This window comes from Aequorivita sp. KMM 9714 (assembly GCF_011065475.1).
Classification (GTDB): domain Bacteria; phylum Bacteroidota; class Bacteroidia; order Flavobacteriales; family Flavobacteriaceae; genus Aequorivita; species Aequorivita sinensis.
Genome location: NZ_JAAGRO010000001.1, coordinates 368,741 through 389,682, shown reverse-complemented (window position 1 = coordinate 389,682; position 20,942 = coordinate 368,741). Strand labels below are relative to the sequence as shown.

General features: G+C 32.0%; 21 protein-coding genes and 1 tRNA gene. 11 read left to right on the top strand and 11 right to left on the bottom strand.

Annotation, left to right across the window (positions count from 1 at the left end; all coding sequences use genetic code 11):
• The first annotated feature begins 45 nt into the window (after positions 1-45).
• Both gltX and G3A46_RS01755 read left to right on the top strand, forming a co-directional pair.
• Positions 46-1,563: a glutamate--tRNA ligase gene (gene gltX, locus G3A46_RS01760; protein WP_165145435.1), complete on the top strand. Its 1,518-nt coding sequence runs from the start codon at positions 46-48 to the stop codon at positions 1,561-1,563.
• Between the two features lie 57 nt (positions 1,564-1,620).
• Positions 1,621-2,613 carry an SPFH domain-containing protein gene (locus G3A46_RS01755; protein WP_165145433.1) on the top strand — a complete coding sequence of 331 codons (993 nt, stop codon included), beginning with the start codon at positions 1,621-1,623 and terminating at the stop codon, positions 2,611-2,613.
• A gap of 133 nt (positions 2,614-2,746) precedes the next feature.
• On the opposite strand, the gene G3A46_RS01750 is transcribed toward G3A46_RS01755, so the two are convergent.
• From G3A46_RS01750 to G3A46_RS01740, 3 genes are read right to left on the bottom strand one after another with little or no spacing between them, the layout of a single operon-like run.
• A complete protein-coding gene (locus tag G3A46_RS01750) occupies positions 2,747-2,983 on the bottom strand; it encodes a hypothetical protein (RefSeq protein ID WP_165145431.1) in 237 nt (78 codons plus the stop codon).
• A gap of 10 nt (positions 2,984-2,993) precedes the next feature.
• A complete protein-coding gene (locus G3A46_RS01745; protein WP_165145429.1) occupies positions 2,994-3,446 on the bottom strand; it encodes a phage holin family protein in 453 nt (150 codons plus the stop codon).
• A 2-nt stretch (positions 3,447-3,448) separates the two neighbouring features.
• Entirely contained in the window at positions 3,449-3,829 is a 381-nt protein-coding gene (locus G3A46_RS01740) for a YtxH domain-containing protein (RefSeq protein ID WP_165145427.1), read from the bottom strand.
• A gap of 259 nt (positions 3,830-4,088) precedes the next feature.
• Here G3A46_RS01740 and cptA point away from each other — a divergent pair, with 259 nt between their 5' ends.
• Both cptA and G3A46_RS01730 read left to right on the top strand, forming a co-directional pair.
• Entirely contained in the window at positions 4,089-5,699 is a 1,611-nt protein-coding gene (gene cptA / locus G3A46_RS01735) for a phosphoethanolamine transferase CptA (RefSeq protein ID WP_165145424.1), read from the top strand.
• Positions 5,686-6,435 (top strand): hypothetical protein, encoded by a 750-nt coding sequence (locus G3A46_RS01730; RefSeq protein ID WP_165145421.1) that lies wholly within the window; start codon positions 5,686-5,688, stop codon positions 6,433-6,435. The genes cptA and G3A46_RS01730 overlap by 14 nt, the downstream gene beginning before the upstream one ends.
• Before the next feature lie 2 nt (positions 6,436-6,437).
• Here the strand turns inward: G3A46_RS01730 and G3A46_RS01725 are convergent, their stop codons facing one another.
• Positions 6,438-8,114 carry a glutamine--tRNA ligase/YqeY domain fusion protein gene (locus G3A46_RS01725; protein ID WP_165145419.1) on the bottom strand — a complete coding sequence of 559 codons (1,677 nt, stop codon included), beginning with the start codon at positions 8,112-8,114 and terminating at the stop codon, positions 6,438-6,440.
• 117 nt (positions 8,115-8,231) lie between these two features.
• Here G3A46_RS01725 and folB point away from each other — a divergent pair, with 117 nt between their 5' ends.
• Together folB and G3A46_RS01715 are read left to right on the top strand one after the other, a co-directional pair.
• Complete coding sequence (folB, locus tag G3A46_RS01720) at positions 8,232-8,588, top strand: dihydroneopterin aldolase (protein WP_165145417.1); 357 nt, start codon at positions 8,232-8,234, stop codon at positions 8,586-8,588.
• A 55-nt stretch (positions 8,589-8,643) separates the two neighbouring features.
• Positions 8,644-8,717: transfer RNA gene (locus tag G3A46_RS01715), tRNA-Cys, on the top strand.
• Between the two features lie 120 nt (positions 8,718-8,837).
• Here the strand turns inward: G3A46_RS01715 and G3A46_RS01710 are convergent.
• Together G3A46_RS01710 and rnr are read right to left on the bottom strand one after the other, a co-directional pair.
• Positions 8,838-9,557: a LysE family transporter gene (locus tag G3A46_RS01710; protein WP_165147557.1), complete on the bottom strand. Its 720-nt coding sequence runs from the start codon at positions 9,555-9,557 to the stop codon at positions 8,838-8,840.
• A gap of 113 nt (positions 9,558-9,670) precedes the next feature.
• Positions 9,671-11,863: a ribonuclease R gene (gene rnr, locus G3A46_RS01705; RefSeq protein ID WP_165145415.1), complete on the bottom strand. Its 2,193-nt coding sequence runs from the start codon at positions 11,861-11,863 to the stop codon at positions 9,671-9,673.
• Positions 11,864-12,033: 170 nt separating this feature from the next.
• On the opposite strand from rnr, the gene G3A46_RS01700 reads away from it, so the two are divergent.
• The 4 genes from G3A46_RS01700 to G3A46_RS01685 all read left to right on the top strand — a co-directional run bounded on the left by G3A46_RS01700 (position 12,034) and on the right by G3A46_RS01685 (position 14,727).
• Positions 12,034-12,273, top strand: a complete 240-nt coding sequence (locus tag G3A46_RS01700; RefSeq protein WP_139854163.1) for a DUF2007 domain-containing protein — start codon at positions 12,034-12,036, stop codon at positions 12,271-12,273.
• 639 nt (positions 12,274-12,912) lie between these two features.
• Positions 12,913-13,344, top strand: coding sequence for a ribose 5-phosphate isomerase B (gene rpiB, locus G3A46_RS01695; RefSeq protein WP_165145412.1), 432 nt, complete (start codon positions 12,913-12,915; stop codon positions 13,342-13,344).
• 9 nt (positions 13,345-13,353) lie between these two features.
• A complete protein-coding gene (locus tag G3A46_RS01690) occupies positions 13,354-14,271 on the top strand; it encodes a cation diffusion facilitator family transporter (RefSeq protein WP_165145409.1) in 918 nt (305 codons plus the stop codon).
• 15 nt (positions 14,272-14,286) lie between these two features.
• A complete protein-coding gene (locus tag G3A46_RS01685; RefSeq protein ID WP_165145406.1) occupies positions 14,287-14,727 on the top strand; it encodes a GNAT family N-acetyltransferase in 441 nt (146 codons plus the stop codon).
• Here the strand turns inward: G3A46_RS01685 and G3A46_RS01680 are convergent.
• From G3A46_RS01680 to rnpA, 4 genes are all read right to left on the bottom strand, one after another.
• Positions 14,717-15,088 (bottom strand): hypothetical protein, encoded by a 372-nt coding sequence (locus G3A46_RS01680; RefSeq protein ID WP_165145403.1) that lies wholly within the window; start codon positions 15,086-15,088, stop codon positions 14,717-14,719. The genes G3A46_RS01685 and G3A46_RS01680 overlap by 11 nt on opposite strands.
• Positions 15,089-15,160: 72 nt before the next feature.
• Positions 15,161-15,979 carry a sterol desaturase family protein gene (locus tag G3A46_RS01675; RefSeq protein WP_165145400.1) on the bottom strand — a complete coding sequence of 273 codons (819 nt, stop codon included), beginning with the start codon at positions 15,977-15,979 and terminating at the stop codon, positions 15,161-15,163.
• A gap of 192 nt (positions 15,980-16,171) precedes the next feature.
• Positions 16,172-17,794, bottom strand: a complete 1,623-nt coding sequence (locus G3A46_RS01670) for a S41 family peptidase (RefSeq protein WP_165145397.1) — start codon at positions 17,792-17,794, stop codon at positions 16,172-16,174.
• 177 nt (positions 17,795-17,971) lie between these two features.
• Positions 17,972-18,337, bottom strand: coding sequence for a ribonuclease P protein component (gene rnpA / locus G3A46_RS01665; RefSeq protein ID WP_241836849.1), 366 nt, complete (start codon positions 18,335-18,337; stop codon positions 17,972-17,974).
• 148 nt (positions 18,338-18,485) lie between these two features.
• Here rnpA and G3A46_RS01660 point away from each other — a divergent pair, with 148 nt between their 5' ends.
• Positions 18,486-19,262: an amidohydrolase gene (locus G3A46_RS01660; RefSeq protein WP_165145394.1), complete on the top strand. Its 777-nt coding sequence runs from the start codon at positions 18,486-18,488 to the stop codon at positions 19,260-19,262.
• Here G3A46_RS01660 and G3A46_RS01655 read toward each other — a convergent pair.
• Positions 19,249-20,853 (bottom strand): Ig-like domain-containing protein, encoded by a 1,605-nt coding sequence (locus G3A46_RS01655; RefSeq protein WP_165145391.1) that lies wholly within the window; start codon positions 20,851-20,853, stop codon positions 19,249-19,251. The two genes, G3A46_RS01660 and G3A46_RS01655, sit on opposite strands and share 14 nt — an antisense overlap.
• Positions 20,854-20,942 lie beyond the last annotated feature (89 nt).

The following is a 20,942-nucleotide window of genomic DNA, read 5'->3' as shown; positions in this document are numbered from 1 at the left end:
GTACCATAATTGTACCTTTGCAACTTCATAAAAAGAATGCATATTATGTCAGAAAAAGTTCGGGTACGTTTTGCCCCTAGTCCAACAGGTCCTTTACATATTGGAGGTGTACGCACCGCATTGTACAACTATTTATTTGCAAAAAAACACGGAGGTGATTTTCTATTAAGAATTGAAGACACCGACCAAAACCGTTATGTAGAAGGCGCTGAGCAATACATTATTGAAGCTTTAAACTGGTTAAATATTCCTTACGATGAGGGTCCAAATAAAGAAGGTAATTGTGCTCCATACCGCCAAAGCGAAAGAAAAGAGCTCTATAAACAATATGCAGATGCGTTAATAGAGTCTGGAAATGCATATTATGCTTTTGATACTTCAGATGAACTTGATGCACATCGCAAAGACCACGAAGAAAAAGGAAAAACCTTTATTTATAACTGGCATAACCGTTTGAAATTGAATAATTCTTTGGTTTTATCGGCTGAAGAAACGCAGCAAAAAATTGAGAACGGAGATGAGTATGTAATTCGTTTTAAGTCACCAGAAAATGAAATGCTAATGCTTCACGATATTATTCGCGGGGGTATTCAAGTAGATTCAAACATTCTTGATGATAAGGTTTTGTTTAAAAGTGATGGAATGCCAACCTACCACTTAGCAAATATTGTAGACGACCATTTAATGAATATTACTCACGTAATTCGAGGAGAAGAATGGTTGCCTTCATTGGCATTACACGTTTTATTATATCGTGCATTTGGCTGGAAAGCTCCTGAATTTGCTCACTTACCTCTAATTCTAAAACCTACTGGAAACGGAAAATTAAGCAAGCGAGACGGAGATAAAATGGGCTTCCCTGTATTTCCATTACAATGGAAAACTGCGGAAGGAGATATATTCTCAGGCTACCGTGAAGATGGTTATTTACCAGAAGCAGTAGTAAATATGTTGGCCTTTTTAGGATGGAATCCTGGTACTGAACAAGAAATTTTTAGTCTAGAAGAATTGGTTAAAGCTTTCGAATTAGAACGCGTACATAAGGCAGGTGCAAAATTTGATCCTGAAAAGACAAAATGGTTTCAGAATCAGTATTTACAAAAGGTTGACGACGCAACACTCTCAGAAGATTTTATTAAATTCTTAAAAGAAAAGAGTGTATCGACTGATACTAGCCTAGACATAACTAAAATTGTTTCAATTTTAAAAGAGCGCGCAACGTTTGTAAGTGATCTTTGGGAGCAAGGAAGTTTCTTTTTTGAAGCACCTACTAATTACGATGAAAAGGCTTCAGCTAAAGCATTTAAAGAAGAAACACCTGAATTACTTCAAAAAGTAGTCGATATTATTGAAAATGAAGAAGATTTTTCAGCAGAAAACCTTTCAGAAAAAGTAAAAGGTTGGATTACATCTGAAAATATAGGATTTGGAAAAGTAATGATGCCTTTACGTCTATCACTAGTAGGTGAAATGAAAGGACCAGATGTTTTTGAAATTCTTTCAATTTTAGGAAAGAAAGAAGGCGTAGCTCGAATAAATAAGGCAATTGTAACAATAGCTTAATAATTGCTAAAATTTTGTACCTTAAACAACTAATTATTATCAATTAAAATTAAATATATGGGTTATGCTATTGTAGTGCCAATTTTACTCCTTGGTTTATTTATTATTTTAGGTGCATTTTTTACAGTTAAACAACAAACTGCCGCTATAATAGAGCGATTTGGAAGATTTCAAAGTATGAGAAATTCTGGATTACAGTTTAAAATACCCTTTATAGATCGAATTGCAGGAAGAATAAATTTGAAAATTCAACAACTTGATGTAATAGTTGAAACGAAAACAAAAGATGATGTTTTTGTTAGACTAAAAATATCAGTTCAATTTCAAGTATTAAAACTGAAGGTTTACGATGCTTTTTATAAGCTTGAAAACCCACACGATCAGATTACCTCTTATGTTTTTGACGTAGTACGTGCAGAAGTTCCAAAAATGAAGCTAGATGATGTTTTCGAAAGAAAAGATGATGTAGCAATTGCGGTAAAAGCAGAGTTAAACGAAGCTATGAGCGAATACGGTTACGATATTATTAAAACACTCGTTACCGATATTGACCCAGACGTTCAAGTAAAAGCAGCTATGAATAGAATTAATGCTGCAGAACGTGAAAAGGTAGCTGCAGAATTTGAAGCTGAAGCGGAACGTATTAAAATTGTTGCTAAGGCACGTGCTGAAGCTGAAAGCAAGCGTTTACAAGGACAAGGTATTGCCGATCAACGTCGTGAAATTGCACGTGGACTTGAAGAAAGTGTAGATGTATTAAACAATGTTGGAATCAACTCGCAAGAAGCATCTGCGCTAATTGTAGTTACACAACATTACGACACACTGCAATCTATAGGTGAAGAAACCAATAGCAACCTTATATTGTTACCAAATTCACCACAAACGGGAAGTAATATGCTTAATGATATGATTGCTTCATTTGTTGCTAGTAACCAAATTGGGGAGGAAATGAAAAAGCAAAACCTTAAAAAAGGTATAGTTCAAAAAAAGAGAACTAAGCGAGAAGCCCCAGAAAGACCAGAAGAAGGAGAAGATTTAAACTATTAATCTTATTAGTATATAGTATCAAAAAAGCCGTCTCAAAAGAAATTGAGACGGCTTTTTTAATGTTTTATTTCAAGATTTTTGAGGGCAGTCCTCAATTTAGAAATAAGTTTTAAATTCAGTTAAAAGAATAAACTTATTTTGTCTTTACAGTTTTAATACCAATAAGCTTATCAACTACTTTTAAAACAAAAGCTTTCTTAATAATTGATGATGCAGTACTGGCAATTAAATTCATTGGTGAAAATGATTCTTTAGCGGTTTCTTTACTTTTAGTAAACCCTAATTTTACTTCTTCAAGGTCTATTTGAGCCTTTAAACGCAAGTATTTCAGATCTCTATCTATTTCTTCGAAAGTAGTGTATCTCTTCATAGTATCAATATTAAAGATTCATTTCTTTAAGCCTATCTTCTGCTAGAGTATCATTTTTAAGGATATCTTGATAATCTTCGATTTCTTGTTCAGCCTTCACTTTAGGCTCAATATCATCTTCATCGTATAAGATACCAGAGAACTTGTAAAGCATCTTTCGTTCTATTACTTTCTTTCCAAAAACGAACATCAAAAGTAATAGAATACCATAAAATGCACCTATTAGTAGAAAACCTACGTATACATGTTCAAAATAAGTACCTAGCCAAAAGGCTGCACCTACAGAAAGAAAGACTAGAACAAATAGAAAAAGACTACCATAAACTAGAAGATTAACTAGTGATATACTGCCTTTCATAACAGATTTAAACAAGCGGAGTTTATAGTACTCCGCAGTGCTTACACCATAATCTTCAATTTTTTCGGTAATCTTATTTAAACTATCTGTTAGATCTTTAAACATATTTACGATACTACTTTTTTCGCAGCTGCTTTAGCTTCATCTAATGTTGAATCAGCTTGTAATTTAGCATTTTGTCTTCTTAAAGACTCAAGTTTTTCCTCCATTGCTACCAAAATATCATCAGCTTTATGACTTGCAGTAGAAAGAGTTTCATTTAATTTCTGATCGAAACTATAGCGGGCTTTTTGAGCCTTATCACTTAAATTCTTACTAGTTTCTTTAAGTTGTTTATTTAATTTCTTTTGAGTTTTTTTAGCTTCTTTATTAAGCTTATCTCTTGTATTAGAACCTTTGTCTGGAGCATATAAAATTCCAATTCCTGCTCCAATTGCTGCTCCTGTTAATAAAGCTAATAGCGTTTGTCCTGTATTATTTGATGCCATTTTTAATTTGTTTTATAGGTTAATAACACAAAGATAGGTGTCCTTTCTATAAGTTCTTGTTAACAAGCGGTTAATAGTTAAATTAAACCTATAAAATTGTCTTAAAAATTGATAATTTAAAAGAATTCGTCTTAAAAGAGAGATTAAATATAATTCTAAATGTTAAACACACACTTATAAAATGAATTATATTAGATACAAATGTTTAAAATGTTGTGGTAAATTTGGAAAAATTACTTTCTAATACTCGTACTCAAGCTTGAAAAACATTAAGAAATACTTTTCTGTTATATTATTCTACCCTCTATTAGTAGTTACAATTCTGGGTTGGTTTCTCATCCCTTATTTTAAACCTTATTTAAAAGAAATAATTGGATTTGGAATAGTAACCACTATTCTATTTAGTTTGTATTTATTAATTCCAAAATTAAAAATCCAAAAGTGGTTTTTAATAGCTTCTCTATTTTTACTCGCTGCCTTAGCTTTTATAAAGCTATCCTTCTACTATCACTATGGCGTAAAACTAAGTGGATCTGCACTTTTTGTGATATTTGAAACTAATACCCAAGAATCTAGTGAGTTTCTGAGTTATTATTTAAATACGTCCGTCATTCTTCTTGCTATTGTATTATTTCTCCCCTGGCTTTTATTGATTCCTATCATATTAAAACAAGAATCAAGTTTACCATTTACAGATAGATTAAAATCGGTAAAATGGAAAATATTAATAGTATTAGGAATTGTATTATCGCTTTTTGTGATACACAAGAAATTTAGTGAACATAATATTATTTACACCAGCATAGCATCTTACTCCGATTATCAAACAACCAAAGCAAATCTTAAAAAAACCTTAGCTAAGAGTGAAAGTGATATTTTAAAAGTCCAATCTTCAGATGAAAAACCACAAACCTACGTTGTTATTATTGGGGAATCAACTTCGCGATGGCATATGCAACTGTATGGATATGAAAGAGAAACAAATCCGTTATTAACAGAAATAAAGGATGAGTTAGTGATTTTTAAAGATGTAATTACTCCTAATGTCCACACCATCTTAGCGCTTGATAAAATATTGACGTTTTCAGATTATAACCATCCCAACAAAGAAGAAAACGCATCTATAGTTCAATTAGCAAATCAAGCGGGTTTTACTACGTATTGGATATCAAATCAAAGACCAGTAGGACTTCACGAAAGTGTATCTACATTAATAGGCAATGCATCATACCAAACGTATTTTTTAGCTACAGATAACTACAACAGTAATATTTATGACGAAGTAATATTGCCAAAGCTTGATGAAGTTCTAACTCAAGGTGACGAAAAGAAAATGGTTTTTATCCATTTAATAGGAACTCACGGAGATTATAAAAAAAGATACCCAGAAAAATATGCCTTTTTTAACGACAGTCCACCACAAACCCCATTTATCAACAAGTCTAATGAACACTATGTAAATGAATATGACAATGCCATTCGCTATAACGATTACATTGTTCGAAGCATAATTGAAACTGTTCGAAAAGAAGAAAAGTCTAGTTATGTAGTTTATTTTTCCGATCATGGGGATGAATTGCACGATACAATGGATTTAAGAGGCCATAACGAGTATTACGGCACTCCTCCTATGTATGAGGTTCCTTTTGTAATTTGGACGTCTCCTGAATACAAAAATCAACATCCAAATTTATCCGATTTAAATAGCTTTACTGATAGAAAATATAATCTTGAAGATTTTATACATAGCTTTTCCGATTTAAGTAAAATTGAATTCAATCTAATGGACAAAACTCGAAGTATTTTCAACCAAGAATTTCAAGAACGTACTCGATGGATTAAAGAAAATGAAGATTATGATAACAGGTAAAAAACTCATAATACTCATATCGGTACTATTTTTAACTATATTGTTAGGAATGGCTTATCGCTATTCGCCTTATAAGCTTGAATATCATGGATATTACGACAAAATATGGGCTCATAGGGTTAATAGTCCTGAAAAACTTGAAAGTGCTTTAAAATACTTTAAAGGGGTTGAATTAGATTTGGTGTATAATGAACAAGAAAATGTTCTAGATGTAACCCACCCTCCTGTTCCATCGATAGGTCTTTCATTTGAAAAGTACTTATCTTATATCGATGTAGTCGAAAAACCGTATTTATGGTTGGATATAAAAAATCTAAACTCAGAGAATAAGGATGCTATTCTTAAAAAGTTAATGAAGCTATTTTCTGAAAAAAAATATCCTCTGGACAAAGTGCTTGTTGAAACACGGTATCCAGAGGCATTATTAGATTTTTCGGAATTAGGATTTAAAACAAGTTATTACTTACCCTTCGGATTATCAGAAATGTTACCTGAAACTCGAACTATTGAACTTCAAAAAATTGCTAATATTCTTGACGAACAACCTGATTTAGCTATTTCATCAAATTACACTGATTATGAAGTTATGTCGAAAGAATTTCCTACAAGAGATAAATACTTTTGGATAACATCCTCAATAAGAAAGCACGGTTTTTCAACTCCTAAAAAAATATTGAAAGACAGTACTGTAAAAGCTGTTTTAATCAGTTATAAAGTAATTAAAGGACACAGGTAAACTTATGAAAGTTTTGCCCAAGAATCGCGTAATGGCACTGTACGGTTAAATACAATATTATCTTTTGTAGTGTCTTTATCTACCACAAAATACCCTAAACGCTGAAATTGAAAATTATCTTCTGGTTCAGCATCTTTTATACTTGGTTCAGCATATCCTGTAATAACTTCTAAAGAATTTGGATTAATAAATTCCATAAAATCCTTTTCCTTGTTAGTATCTGGTGATGGCTCTGTAAATAGTCTGTCGTAAAGACGAACTTCAACAGGTAAAGCGTGCGCTGCAGAAACCCAGTGTAAAGTTCCTTTTACTTTTCTTAAAGAAGCCTCAGTTCCACTACCACTTTTACTTTCTGGATCATAAGTACAGTGAATTTCGGTGATATTTCCATCAGCGTCTTTTACTACACTTTCTCCTTTAATGATATATGCATTTTTTAAGCGGACTTCTTTCCCGATTGTCAATCTAAAAAACTTGCGGTTTGCTTCTTCTTTAAAATCTTCTCTTTCAATCAATAATTCTTTAGAAAAAGGTACTTCTCTATTTCCAGCACTTTCGTCTTCTTGATTGTTTTCTGCTTCAAGCATTTCAGTTTGACCCTCTGGATAATTATCAATAATCAATTTCACAGGATCTAAAACCACCATGATTCTCGGTGCCTTTTTATTTAAATCTTCACGAACATTAAATTCTAAATGAGAAACATCAATCAAGTTTTCACGTTTACCAACACCAATACTATCGGCAAAGTTTTTAATTGATTCTGGAGTATAACCTCTTCGGCGTAAACCAGAAATAGTAGGCATACGAGGATCGTCCCAACCGTTTACAACTCCCGCTGCAACTAATTGAGCGAGTTTTCGTTTACTCACAACAGTATGACTTAGATTTCTACGTGCAAATTCGCGCTGTTTAGGACGTAATTTATCTTCTTCCACCACTTGGTCTAAAAACCAATCGTAAAGCTCTCTATGAGGTAGGAATTCAAGCGTACAGAAGGAATGTGATACTTGTTCTATATAATCACTCTCTCCATGAGTCCAATCGTACATTGGAAAAATTTTCCAATCGGTTCCGGTACGGTGATGTGATTTAAACAAGGTTCTATACATCACAGGATCGCGCATTAACATATTAGGCGATTCCATATCGATTTTAGCACGAAGTACGTGTTCCCCTTCTTTGGTTTCCCCATTCTTCATCTTCTCGAGTAACTCTAAATTTTCCTCAACAGAGCGGTTTCTATAAGGACTAGCCTTTCCAGGTGTGTTTGGAGTACCTTTTTGTTCAGCAATTTCTTCTGAAGTTTGAGAGTCTACATAAGCTTTTCCATCCTTAACCAATTGAACAGCCCAATCGTATAACTGTTGAAAATAATCAGAAGCATAACATTCGGTTGCCCATTTATAGCCCAACCAAGAAACATCTCTTTTAATGGCATCAACAAATTCCTGTTCTTCTTTTGCTGGGTTTGTATCGTCAAAACGAAGATTTACAGGGGCGTTGTATTTTTCTCCTAAACCAAAGTTTAAACAAATTGATGAAGCATGGCCAATATGTAAATAACCATTAGGTTCTGGTGGAAATCGGAAACATAAATCATCTTTTTTGTAGCCTTTTTTAAGGTCTTCTTCTATAATATGCTCTATAAAATTAAGAGGTGCTGCTTCGTTACTCATATCTGTATTTTTAAGTCGTGCAAAGGTAAGGAATTAAGTGAAAAAGAAGTTGTTTAAAATTAGGTTTCGACAGCGCTCAACCAGACATTGTCTATTATATTTGTCAAAAATTATTTTATGGGAACCATTCATTTAAAAAACATAAAGATTTATGCCTTTCACGGGTGTTTAGTTGAAGAAGGACAAATAGGATCAGATTATTTGGTGAATCTTACAGTAAAAGCCGATTTATCTAAAGCTTCAAAAACTGATGAATTAGCAGATACTGTTGATTATGTTATGCTTCAAAATATCGTAAGAGAAGAAATGAGCATACGTGCAAAGTTATTAGAGCACGTAGCTAAGCGAATTATTGATTCGGTGTTGTTAAAACTCGAAATGGTTAATACAGTGAAGGTTACAGTGGCAAAACAAAATCCTCCAATTGGTGGAGACGTTGCTGAAGTAAGTGTAACAATGAAGAAGAAACGCTAATTTAGTTTTTATGTAGGAATTAAATGTTTAATTATTTACATTTGCACCACAATATGGCATCGTGGCCGAGTGGCTAGGCTCAGCTCTGCAAAAGCTGCTACAGCGGTTCGAGTCCGCTCGATGCCTCCAAGAAACCTTAACTTTTTAGTTAGGGTTTTTTTTATTTTTAAAAATTACTACGGTTCCAAGAGCCCAGAACTTCGGGAGGAACGCTTGATACTTTCAAAAAAAATAAAAAATAAGAGATTATTATTGTAAATCCTCTACAGGAGGGATAGGCTTTTCTATTTCTATAGGATTGCCTTGTCCTGGGATTTTTTCAAGTCCAGCTTCAACACCTTTTGGGAAAATACCTTGAATAAGAAGTAAAATACCAAATCCAAAAATTAAAATACTCACCCACTTTTTAGTTTTAAAAATAAAACGTGGAGTCATTTTATTTTTCAATTTTTTAGCTAAAAGTATTTTTAAAAGATCGGTAAGAAAGAATGTTGCTAATACTGTAGAAATAAATAGAAATACGCCATTATCTGAAGTTGTAAGGGCATTAGCCATAATTAAGGTTCCTATCCAACCCGCTAATACACCAAAGTTTACAAAATTCAATAGAAATCCTTTTAGGAATAGTCCACCGAGATTTTTTTTCACTGTTACAGCGTAATGTTCTCGAACAATTTTGAAGATTGATTTGTTGGTTCGGATATAGGATATAATTCCATAGGCAATGAGAATCCCTCCTCCAAAAATTAGTAAGCCAGGATCATTCTTAACTTGTTCAAGAATTCTACTTGTACTATAAAAGGCTATTATTATAAAGAGTATATCAGCAACTATTGCACCTAAATCAAAGAATATAGCAGCCTTAACCCCTTTTGTTATAGCAGTTTCAATTAGGGTAAAAAATACTGGACCGACTGCAAAAGCCAGTAAGAATCCATAAAATGCAGCGTAAAGTAAACCGTCAAACATAATAGGGTAAAAATACAAATTACTTTTACCCAATGTCTTTAAAAAAATAAATTTTAGTTTTTACTATTTAATATTTAGTTACTAAAAAGTATAAAACCTTTATTTTAAATGTTTTATTTATGACCTAGCATTGTAAAATCTAAATGCTTCTTAACTAAATCGGCATTTTTTACTTTTACATTAACTTCATCTCCAAGTCGATATACGTTATTGGTACGTTTTCCAATTACAGCATATTCGTCTTTATCAAATTCGTAATGGTCGTCATTCAAATCTTGCAAACGAACCATTCCTTCACATTTATTAGAGATAATTTCTATATAAATACCCCATTCGGTAACTCCTGAAATTACTCCAACAAACTCTTCATCTTGATGATCTTGCATATACTTAACTTGCATATACTTAATACTATCGCGTTCGGCATTAGTTGCAAGTCCTTCCATATCACTACTATGGCTACATTTTTCTTCAAATTCCTCTTCATTAGCACTTTTTCCGTTTTCTAGATAATGCTGAAGAAGTCTGTGAACCATAACATCTGGATATCGACGTATAGGTGAAGTAAAATGGGTGTAATAGTCAAAAGCTAATCCGTAATGACCAATATTTTTGGTTGTATACATTGCCTTACTCATACTTCTAATAGCAATAGTATCTATTAAATTTTGTTCTTTTTTACCTTGAACATCCTTCAATAATTTATTCATAGAAGTAGCTGTAGTATGACGATCTTTTGTGTTTAGTTTATAACCAAATCGTTTAATTATATTTTCAAGCGCTGCAATTTTTTCGTCATCCGGTTCATCGTGAACTCGGTAAACAAATGTCTTTTTTGGATTCTGTTTTCCGATAAATTCAGCTACACTTCTATTAGCTAGAAGCATAAATTCTTCAATCATCTTATTAGCGTCTTTACTTTCTTTAAAGTACACGCCTTCAGGGTTTTTCTGTTCGTCTAAAATAAATTTTACTTCTACCTTATCAAATGAAATAGCGCCTGCACGCATACGTTTAGTTCGTAATTTTTTAGCAAGCCTATCCATTTCTAGAATAGCTTCAGCAATTTCAGGTTTAACGACATATTCTTCATCGGTAATCGAAATATCGGAAGGAATTTTATGTATTTCCTCATCCGGATTTTCAATAACGTGTTGTGCTTCTTCATAAGCAAAACGCGCATCACTTAATGTAACTGTCTTTCCAAACCACTGTTTAATAACTTCCGCTTTTTGATTCATTTCAAAAACAGCTGAAAAAGTATATTTTTCTTCATTAGGACGAAGAGAACAAGCATTGTTTGAAAGAATCTCTGGTAGCATTGGTACTACTCTATCTACTAGGTAAACAGAAGTTGCACGTTCATAAGCTTCATCGTCAAGTTCATTTCCAGGAGTAACATAATGTGAAACATCGGCGATGTGAATTCCTATTTCATAATTCCCATTATCAAGTCTTTCAAAAGAAAGGGCATCATCAAAATCTTTTGCATCCTTTGGATCTATTGTAAAAGTTAAAGTTTCGCGCATATCGCGACGCTTTTTTATTTCAGATTCCTTAATTGAAGTATCTATTTTATTGGCATAAACTTCAACCTCTTGAGGGAAATCATACGGTAATCCATATTGTGCTAGAATAGAGTGAATTTCGGTATTATGTTCTCCAGGCATACCTAGAACTTTAATAACTTTTCCTATAGGAGAATCTTCTTTTTCTGGCCATTCTAGCATTTCAACTAAAACCTTTTCTCCAGATTTAGCTCCGTTTATTTTATTCTTTGGAACAAAAATATCAGTGTACATTTTGTAATCTGTAACATCTACGAATGCGAAGTTTTCCTGTACATCAATAGTACCTACAAATTCTGTACGTTTTCTTTCTATAATTTTGGTTACTTCTCCTTCTGTTTTCCCTCCTTTTTTACGTTTAAAAACGTAAACTTCAACTATATCGCCATTTAAGGCTTTATTTAAATTTTTACTACTTACATAGATATCATCTTCAAGATCTTCTACAATAATGTAGCCTTGACCACGACCTGCAATATCAACTCTTCCAGTATAGTAGTTTTGTGAAGGGGTAAGTATATATTTTCCGCGATCAATTTCTTGAATACTTCCTTTTCCTAGTAAATCCTTTAATTTTTTGATTATTTGGTTCCTACTACTAGGGTCGTCTAATTGAAGTTTAGCGGCAATTTGCTTATAATTAAAAGCTTGTGAATGATCTTTCCGAAGTATGTTCAGAATTGTTTGAGAAAGATTATCTATTTTATTTTTACTCTTTTTACGTTTATTTTTTGGCATAGTTTAATTTGTAATTATTGTAAATGTAATACATATCTCATAATGATTGGATTACATTAGCAAAGATTTAGTACCTTAGAGAAGGTTTATAAATAATATAAACTTGAATTCTACTAATGTGATGGAATTTAAAAGTAAGAATAATTTCATAAGCTACTTAGATATCTAAAATGGAACATTTTAAAACCATAGCTATATTCCAATACCCTGCAGAATATGCAGTGCTTCAACTTTTGTTTGATCAAGAAGGGATTAGGTATGTGTTTCAGAATGAAACAATGATTAGTGTATTTCCTTTTTACTCGAATGCTATAGGTGGAATTAGGCTTCAAGTACATATAGACGATATTTCTCAAGCAGAACAAATAATGAACGATTTCAACAATCCTTCTAACTTAAAAATCGTTTAAAAATCTCTAGTCTTTCTCTAGATTCAAAAATCTTCATTTTCCTTTTTTATAGTTATCAACATATATTAATACTACATTTTTCTTTTTTAAAATTTAATTAAATAAAATGGTGTTTATTATAGTGTGTTAATATGTACAATAACTTTTTGATGTTTTGTTTTGAAATTAATTTGTTCTCTTTTAATAATAGGTTATTAACATAATATAACAATCTGAACAGCTTAAATTATAGCAGAATAGCTATAGTAATTAACAACTGTGAACAACCTATTTCTACAACCTAAAATTGATAAGTATTTTTAAAATTAATGTTGTTAACTGAAAATTTTCATCCCATAACTGACCAATAAAAAACGGTTAAAAAATTTGCATTATTGGAATTTTAAAACCTATTGTAAATAATTTCCACATCTGCAATTTTACTTATAGGAATTCAATTAACAAATATCAACAATGTTGTTAACCATTATATGAAGCTAAGGTTAAGAAACGATTAATTTACACTACATTTAATTTAATCTACTGAACTTAAGTCTCTTAAACATGTTGATAACCTATATTATATAGGAAAAGCAATATTAGATAGAACAATAATATTTCTGCTACCTAAATCATTATCTTTGATGAAAATTAAATATTATGAAAATTTCTATCGGAAACGACCACGCAGGTACAGATTATAAATTTGAAATAATCTCTTATTTAGAAAAAGAAGGACATACTGTTATCAATCATGGTACGGATGAAAATTCTAGTGTTGATTATCCAGATTTTGTTCATCCTGTTGCTGAAGACGTTGAGAAAGGAAATGTAGATTTTGGTATCATTGTATGCGGAAGCGGAAACGGTGCTAATATGACGGCTAATAAACATCAAAAAGTACGTTCTGCTTTATGCTGGACAAAAGAAATTACCGAATTAGCTCGTCAACATAATGATGCTAACGTTTTAAGTATTCCAGCACGATTTACTAGTAAACAACAAGCTGTTGAAATGGTAAAAACATTTCTAAATACAGATTTTGAAGGTGGCCGTCATCAAAAACGAGTAGAAAAAATAGCCTACTCATAAACTTTTAAAATGTCGCATAATCACGCACATTCTAATAGCCATTCACATCCCGATATGAAAGGTAGAAAGCTTCTGCTCTCTATTTTTCTTAATATAGGTATTACTGTTGCTCAAGCTATTGGCGGATTAGTATCTGGAAGTTTATCATTACTTTCTGATGCCTTGCATAATTTTAGCGACGTACTTTCATTAATTGTTAGCTACATAGCCGATAGATATTCAAAAAAAGACGCTTCGGTTACTAAAACTTTTGGGTATAAGCGAGCTGAAATTCTTGCAGCCTTCGTAAATTCTGCAACATTAATTATAGTTGCTGTTTACCTTATTTACGAAGCTACCTTTAGAATTATGGATCCACAACCTATAAAAAGTGGTTTGGTAATATGGTTAGCGATTTTAGGAATTGTTTTTAACGGATTTAGCGTACTTCTACTTTTTAAAGAATCCAAAACAAATATGAATATGCGTTCAGCATATTTACACTTATTTTCAGATATGGCTGCATCTGTAGCTGTTTTGATAGGTGGTGTTTTAATGTTATATTTTGAATGGTATTGGGTAGATAGTATATTAACTGTGTTAATAGCGTTATACTTGTTAATAATGGGGTACGATTTGATAAAAAGTTCTTTTAAAGTATTGATGCTTTTTACTCCAGACGACTTAAATTTGGAAGAAATAATTGAAACGGTTTGTGAAATTCCAGAAGTGAAGAATATGCATCATATTCATATCTGGCAGCTTAACGAACAAGAAACGCATTTAGAGGCACATTTAGATTTTCACGAAGATGTTACACTTTCAGAGTTTGATGCGGTATTAACTAAAGTTGAAGAAGTTCTTTTTAAAAACTTCGGAATAAATCATGTTACTATTCAACCTGAACACCAAAAAGACGATCCTAAAGACATTATTGTTCAAGATTGATTTAATTGAAAAACTATGGAAATTGAAGTAAAAAATTTTGAAGAATTAAACACTAATGAACTTTATAGTCTTTTAAGATTAAGAAGTGAAGTTTTTGTTTTAGAACAGGATTGTGTTTATCAAGATATAGATGGAAAAGATCAACGCGCTTTACATGTAATCGGTAGAGAGGATGGAAAAATAATAGCTTATGCTAGGTGTTTTCAAGAAGGAGATTATTTTGACGAATCTTCTATAGGTAGAGTAGTTGTACGGGATAACTATCGCAAATTAGGGTATGGACATAAAATTACCGCTGCCGCAATTAAAGCCATAGAAGAGTATTATAAGGCTGACAAAATAAAAATATCAGCCCAAACTTATCTAGTCACTTTTTACGAAAGCCACGGTTTTAAGACTATTGGTGATCGCTATTCAGAGGATGGAATACCTCACATTGCAATGATTAGAGCTTAATTAAATTCTTTTCAAGATTTAGCTCTTTTAATAATTCGTCTGTAAACTTGTAATGTCCACGACGCGTTATTATTTTAAATCGTTGATTACGCATTCTAGTAATCGTATCTAAAAACTGCCATTTAGATTTTAATAATCTAGGTTTTTCAGTTTTTAAACTTATTTCAAAATAATGCTTAATTCCAGCGCGACTTGCTACTATATCTGGAGTTATTACTACATCACTATCTTTTTTAAGATAAGATTTTGGAGCTTCGTATCCTTCTACATTGGCTCTAATTTGTTCAAACCCTCTTTTCTCTAAATAGGTTACCGATTCTTTAATAATTTCTTTGTTTTCTTCTCTATCTGCTTGTATCATAGCAGCTAAAATACGAATATATTGATTAACAACGGGTTAAGGTTATGTTAAGCTAAATATTAGAGTGTTAATTTAGTTTTTGTACTTAACAGATTTATCAAATGGAAGCTTTAATTGATGTAGAATATTTTCATCATCCTTATGGTCGGTAATGTCTAATCCGTACTTAATATCTGCTGTATTTTCATAAACATAAGTCCCAAATAAGCGATCCCAAATAGAAAACATATTTCCAAAATTAGTATCTGTCCAAGGCATTTGATAGTGATGGTGAAACTTATGCATATTTGGAGTTACAATAACAAAGCTTAGGGCTTTGTCTAATTTTGTTGGAATCGAAATATTTGCGTGAGTAAAATAAGTAAACAGTACACTTAAAATTCTATAGAATAGATAAAAAGCCATTGGCATTCCCATAATTACAACCGTAAGTAATGCGAAGGTTTCCCGAATAATAAAATCGAAAGGATGATGACGCGTTCCAGTTGTTACATCTACATTTTTATCGGAATGGTGAACGGTGTGTAAACGCCACATCCATTGAATTTTATGAAGAAGAAAGTGTACAAAATACTGAGCGATTAAATCTAAAATTAAAATCGATAGTAATAATTCTAACCAAACAGGAGAGGTAATATGCTGTAATAAACCAAAGTTTGAATTATCCAACCAAAGAAATACCCCAGCCGTTAATATCCCGAAAAACAAGTTTATTAACATTACAAATGCAAGTAAAATAAAATTTGTTTTAGCGTGTCGCCATTTGTTGTATTTTGTAAAAACTAGCTTGTAATATCCCTCTAAAATCCAGAATATAGTAAGGACAAAAAACACCCACCCTGCTTTCATCCAAGTAGGCATTGTTTCGAAGAAAGTTAAGAAGGACTGCATTTGTTTTTTAAAATATGGCTAATTCTTTCAATTTTGTAAAAAAGCTTACAATAGGATAAAAGTTTGATAAACAAATTATTAGTAGTAATTCAAGTATGTAGAATTAAAGATGATTTGTTTAAATCCTATCTTTAGATAATTTAAAAATAATTAAATTTAATAAACTTCTTCTGTGCCTGATTCGACAAATTATTACTTCAAAATTTTCTTATATCTTCCTTCATCATTCAAAACAGCAACTGCTTCTAGAATCTCAGGATTGTGCTCTATTTGATAGTTATATAATCCTTCACGATAGAAATAACGCTTTAGAATTTCGTCTGTTAATAACGATTCTATTTCAACTTTTTTATCGATAATAGCTTTCTCTTTTGCGGTATCAATAGCAGCCATTAATTGATTGTAACTTTGTGAAATTTCATTGTTTAATTCGTCTGATTCAGCCATTTTTAAACCTTCTGCAAATTTCTTTTCGGTTTCAGTTTCATATTCAAAATTGTTTGCTTTTAAATACTTCAGGAAATCTTGGAAGTCACTTTGTCCAAACTTAAAGTTTTTCCAATCAGTCATTTGATGGCTGTAATAGTATTTTGTAGCATAATCAAAAATTGCATTGTCTTTTAGTAAAGCCGTAGTAATTGGGCTATAAACTGCCGACGCCATTTCAATATCTGGCAGTATTCCTCCCCCGTCATAAACAGTTCTACCTCCTTTAGTTTTAAACTTGTTATATTCTTTTGGATCTTTTCGAATAGGATCGCCATTTTCATCTCTATGCCAGTAATCAACAGCTTGAATTCCACGACCGCTTGGTGTATAATACCTCGAAATGGTAACTTTTAACTGAGTTCCGTACGTTAGCTTTTTAGGACGTTGTACAAGCCCTTTTCCGAAGCTTCGAGCCCCAACAATAACTGCGCGATCTAAATCTTGTAAACCTCCTGAAACTATCTCACTAGCCGATGCACTACGACCGTTGATTAAAACTACCAAAGGAATTTCGGTATCTACGGGTTCAAAACGTGTTTTGTAAGTTGCATTATACTTTTCAATAACCGATTTTGTGGTGGTGATTACTTGATCTTTTTCAACAAAAAGGTTTACAACGCTTATTGCTTCATTTAATAATCCTCCTGGATTTCCTCGTAAGTCTAGTATTATCTTTTTCGCACCTTGAGATTTTAAATCTATTAACGCCGCTTTGGTTTCAGAAGTAGTTTTACTATTGAATTTTGAAAGTACAATATACCCAATGTCATTGTTTATCAATTTATAAAAAGGAACTGCTTTAACTTCAACTGCTTCGCGTGTAATGGTTGTGGTAATGGTTTTACCTTGTCTTTTATAAGTTACATCAACTTTAGAACCTGGAGCACCTTTAAGTAATTCTCCCGCATCTTCTTCAAAATTTGCTAAGGTTGCATCCCCTATTTTAATAATCTCATCTCCTGCTTTTAAACCTGCTTTATCTGCGGGATACCCTTGATAAGGTTCTACAATAATTATTTTATCTTCTCGGGTTTGAGCGGTAGCACCAATACCTGTATAAACTCCAGAATTATTGATTTTAGCATCCTCAACTTGTTGTTCGTTCCAATAAACGGTGTAAGGATCTAAGTCGTCCAACATTCCTTTTATAGCTTTATCCATAAGTGTAGCCGGAGTAACTTCATCTACATAATTCATATTTAATTCCTTGTAAAGCGTAGTGAAAATTTCAATCTGTTTTGCTATTTCAAAAAAATCGCTTTTAAAACTTACAGTGGTAAAAAATATACCAATGGCCACAATGGGAATAATTATTCTCTTTTTCATAATTGTTGTGTTATTGAGATTTTGAGTTGTTGTAACATTCTACCAACTTACTCAATGTATCAGGATTTTATTCTACACTTCAGAAATATACGAAGAATGATAATATTTCTAATTCCAACGAAGAATAAATACTAATTGTTTCACGGTTTGGAAATAAATTGAACAAAACCTGAAAGCTTAGCTATTATCTTCTTGAAGTTTTTTCAGCAATTTTAGCATCGATTTTTCCAATTGAACATATTCTGGTTTTACTTTTCCTAGATATAAAAAAAGCATCATAAACCTAGTATTTTCACTTTCTTCAATTAGGTATTTATTTAGCCTATATGCTTCGCGAAGTTGTCTTTTTACGCGGTTTCTATCTACTGCAGATTTAAAATTACGCTTAGGAACAGCAAATGCTGCTAGATTGGTATTGATTTCTTTATTAGGTAGAAAAAATACTTTTATAGGAAATTTTGTATACGTTTTCCCTTCCGAAAACAAGGTTTCAATTGTTTTGGTGCTTTTTAGCTTTTCTGTTTTTGGAAATTTTTTGTTCACCAAGTAAATATATAAAAAGACTTCTCAGCTTTTCAGTTGCATTTCAATAGTTTTCCTATCTTTTAGTTTTAAAGAAAATCACCTTTTAAAGTTGTAATTTTAGTTCTTAATTTAAAACTGTAAAAACAAAATTTAAAAATTATTCATTTTGAAAGAAACGCTTAAAATATCGATTATTCAAAGTAATCTTCATTGGGAAAATGCTGAAGCAAATCTGAAAATGTTTTCAGCGAAAATAGAAAATATTGAAGAGAAAACAGATTTAATCGTCCTTCCTGAAATGTTTTCAACAGGTTTTTCAATGAACGCCGAAAAATTAGCCGAACCTAACGATGGAAATACTTTAAAATGGATGATTAATGAAGCAAAAACGCATAATACTGCTATTACCGGAAGTGTAATTATTAAGGAAGATGATAATTTTTTCAACCGGATGTTTTTTGTTTTTCCTGATGGCAGTTATAAAAAGTACGACAAAAGGCACACGTTTACCTTAGCCAAGGAAAATGAAACGTATAAAGATGGTTCCGAACGTTTAATTGTAGATTATAAAGGCTGGAAAATATGTCCGCTTATTTGTTACGACTTGCGTTTTCCTGTGTGGGCAAGAAATACAGAAGATTATGATATTTTAATTTATGTAGCAAACTGGCCAAAAGTAAGAACCTTAGCTTGGGATACTCTATTACGTGCGAGAGCAATTGAAAATATGACTTATTGCGTAGGCGTTAACAGAGCAGGTTTTGATGGAAACGACCACGAATATGTTGGACATTCGGCAATTTACGATGTTTTAGGAGTTAAAATAACTTCTAAGGACATAGGTGAATTTACCGAAACGGTGGTTTTAGAAAAAGAACACATTGTTAACAACCGAAAACATTTTCAGTTTTTGAATGATAGAGACGATTTTACTTTAGTATAAAAGTTTCGTTTAAACTCCAGTTGGCACGTACTTCAATCTCTTTAGGATAGTAGATAATTTTTTCGGCTTCCATCCTATTTAGGAAACTCCCTGTGTCCCATCTTCCGTTTTGATTGTCGTCGTAGATAATTCTTAAAAAATATTTTTCCGGAGAAAGTTCATCGAAATAAACAGGATTATTTTCGGTTAAATATCTTTCTGCAACAACATTATACTTGCTATTCACAATTTGAACGATAATTGGAAATCTATTTACATTTACCAGATTGAGACTAAGCGTTCCGTAATCTGAAGACAATCGCGTTTTTACGTTGAAATACAGCGTGTCATTTGTCTTCTCGAAAAAGTCTGTCAAGGCTCCAGGCATAATGCTTATGTTATAGCTTTCATCTTCTTCTTTTGGGAAATGCAGTTCTGCTAAATTGTGCTTTTTATTCAACCTTATTTCGGTATCAACAAGCACCGAGTCTTTGTTAATAACCTCAAATTTCTCAGCATCATAAGAAGTTATTGGGGTGTTTAATCGCAATTTAAAGGTGTCTTTTAACTTTAAAAACCCAGTTTTAACTGCTGAAACTTTCAACGAATCACTATAAAGTTCGCGTATTCTTACCGAAGCTGTATCTATTTTATTTCCATTTGTAACTTTAAAGAGTAAAGAATCTACTTTAAGATTAGGCTTAAACCAATAGTGAAGCGAATCTTTCATTTCGTCTTTATAAGATGTGGAAACGTAATCTTGTCCTACATCCGATAACATTTCAACCTTTAGACTATCTACTCGCCCTTCATAACCAAAAATAATATGGTTTTTAGAAACTAATGCAGGTCTTACTAATTTGTAATCTGGTGTTTCTTTAAATAGTGTAAGCACATAAGTAGAATCTGTAGGCAAAGTAATTACTTCATTTACAAATCCAATTTTATCTGTCTTTGGTTGAAAAGTGTAATCGTTACTTTTTTCTTTTAAAGCAATTAGTAAATATTTTCCTTGTTTTAGGTTTGAAAGCTCAAATGTCCCGCTACTGTCTTTAGTAACAGTTATGTACATTGGCTTTTCAGAATAAACTAATGAGTCTTTAAATGCTTCATTTACTTCGTAAAGCATTACCGTTGTTGGAATTTCAGGAGAAATTAGCTTAGCGTCTTTTACTTTTCCTGAAAGTTTTAAACTGTCTATATATGTTCCTGTTGAAAACACATATTTAAAATATTCAAACTCGTTTTCTTCATTGTTATCAACAATACTTTTTCCGAAGTTGAAAGAATAGGTTGTATTTGGTTTTAAGGTATCTAATAATTTTATTTTTAATCTTTTTGAAGTACTTAGCGGTGTGATAACCGGCGTATACTTCATGGGTGGTGAAATGATTAACTGATTGTTTAAATCTTTTAACTTGATATATTCATCAAAGCGAATTTCGATTTCATCTCCTTTAAAATTCGTGCTGTAATTTTCGGGAATACTTCTTACAATTACTGGAGGAATAGTGTCTCTTGGTCCACCTGATGGCGTTCCTTTTTTGGCGCAATCTGTAAATGACAGCATAAACAAAAGCGCAATGGGAATGTATAGAAGGCGATGTTTCAAGATGAAATATTAGTTGTTAATAGATTTAAAAATAAATTTATTGAAATCTGCCCAAAATTAAACAATAAGAAAGAACTAGTTGCAATTAA

What these genes read in the sequence shown, in the direction of transcription:
- G3A46_RS01740 (WP_165145427.1), bottom strand. Translation starts at nt 3,829, where the DNA reads ATGGCATCAAATAATACAGGACAAACGCTATTAGCTTTATTAACAGGA.
- rnr (WP_165145415.1), bottom strand. Translation starts at nt 11,863, where the DNA reads ATGCCAAAAAATAAACGTAAAAAGAGTAAAAATAAAATAGATAATCTT.
- G3A46_RS01750 (WP_165145431.1), bottom strand. Translation starts at nt 2,983, where the DNA reads ATGAAGAGATACACTACTTTCGAAGAAATAGATAGAGATCTGAAATAC.
- G3A46_RS01725 (WP_165145419.1), bottom strand. Translation starts at nt 8,114, where the DNA reads ATGAGTAACGAAGCAGCACCTCTTAATTTTATAGAGCATATTATAGAA.
- G3A46_RS01690 (WP_165145409.1), top strand. Translation starts at nt 13,354, where the DNA reads ATGTCGCATAATCACGCACATTCTAATAGCCATTCACATCCCGATATG.
- folB (WP_165145417.1), top strand. Translation starts at nt 8,232, where the DNA reads ATGGGAACCATTCATTTAAAAAACATAAAGATTTATGCCTTTCACGGG.
- G3A46_RS01700 (WP_139854163.1), top strand. Translation starts at nt 12,034, where the DNA reads ATGGAACATTTTAAAACCATAGCTATATTCCAATACCCTGCAGAATAT.
- G3A46_RS01730 (WP_165145421.1), top strand. Translation starts at nt 5,686, where the DNA reads ATGATAACAGGTAAAAAACTCATAATACTCATATCGGTACTATTTTTA.
- rpiB (WP_165145412.1), top strand. Translation starts at nt 12,913, where the DNA reads ATGAAAATTTCTATCGGAAACGACCACGCAGGTACAGATTATAAATTT.
- G3A46_RS01755 (WP_165145433.1), top strand. Translation starts at nt 1,621, where the DNA reads ATGGGTTATGCTATTGTAGTGCCAATTTTACTCCTTGGTTTATTTATT.
- G3A46_RS01670 (WP_165145397.1), bottom strand. Translation starts at nt 17,794, where the DNA reads ATGAAAAAGAGAATAATTATTCCCATTGTGGCCATTGGTATATTTTTT.
- gltX (WP_165145435.1), top strand. Translation starts at nt 46, where the DNA reads ATGTCAGAAAAAGTTCGGGTACGTTTTGCCCCTAGTCCAACAGGTCCT.
- G3A46_RS01710 (WP_165147557.1), bottom strand. Translation starts at nt 9,557, where the DNA reads ATGTTTGACGGTTTACTTTACGCTGCATTTTATGGATTCTTACTGGCT.
- G3A46_RS01680 (WP_165145403.1), bottom strand. Translation starts at nt 15,088, where the DNA reads ATGATACAAGCAGATAGAGAAGAAAACAAAGAAATTATTAAAGAATCG.
- G3A46_RS01685 (WP_165145406.1), top strand. Translation starts at nt 14,287, where the DNA reads ATGGAAATTGAAGTAAAAAATTTTGAAGAATTAAACACTAATGAACTT.
- G3A46_RS01675 (WP_165145400.1), bottom strand. Translation starts at nt 15,979, where the DNA reads ATGCAGTCCTTCTTAACTTTCTTCGAAACAATGCCTACTTGGATGAAA.
- G3A46_RS01745 (WP_165145429.1), bottom strand. Translation starts at nt 3,446, where the DNA reads ATGTTTAAAGATCTAACAGATAGTTTAAATAAGATTACCGAAAAAATT.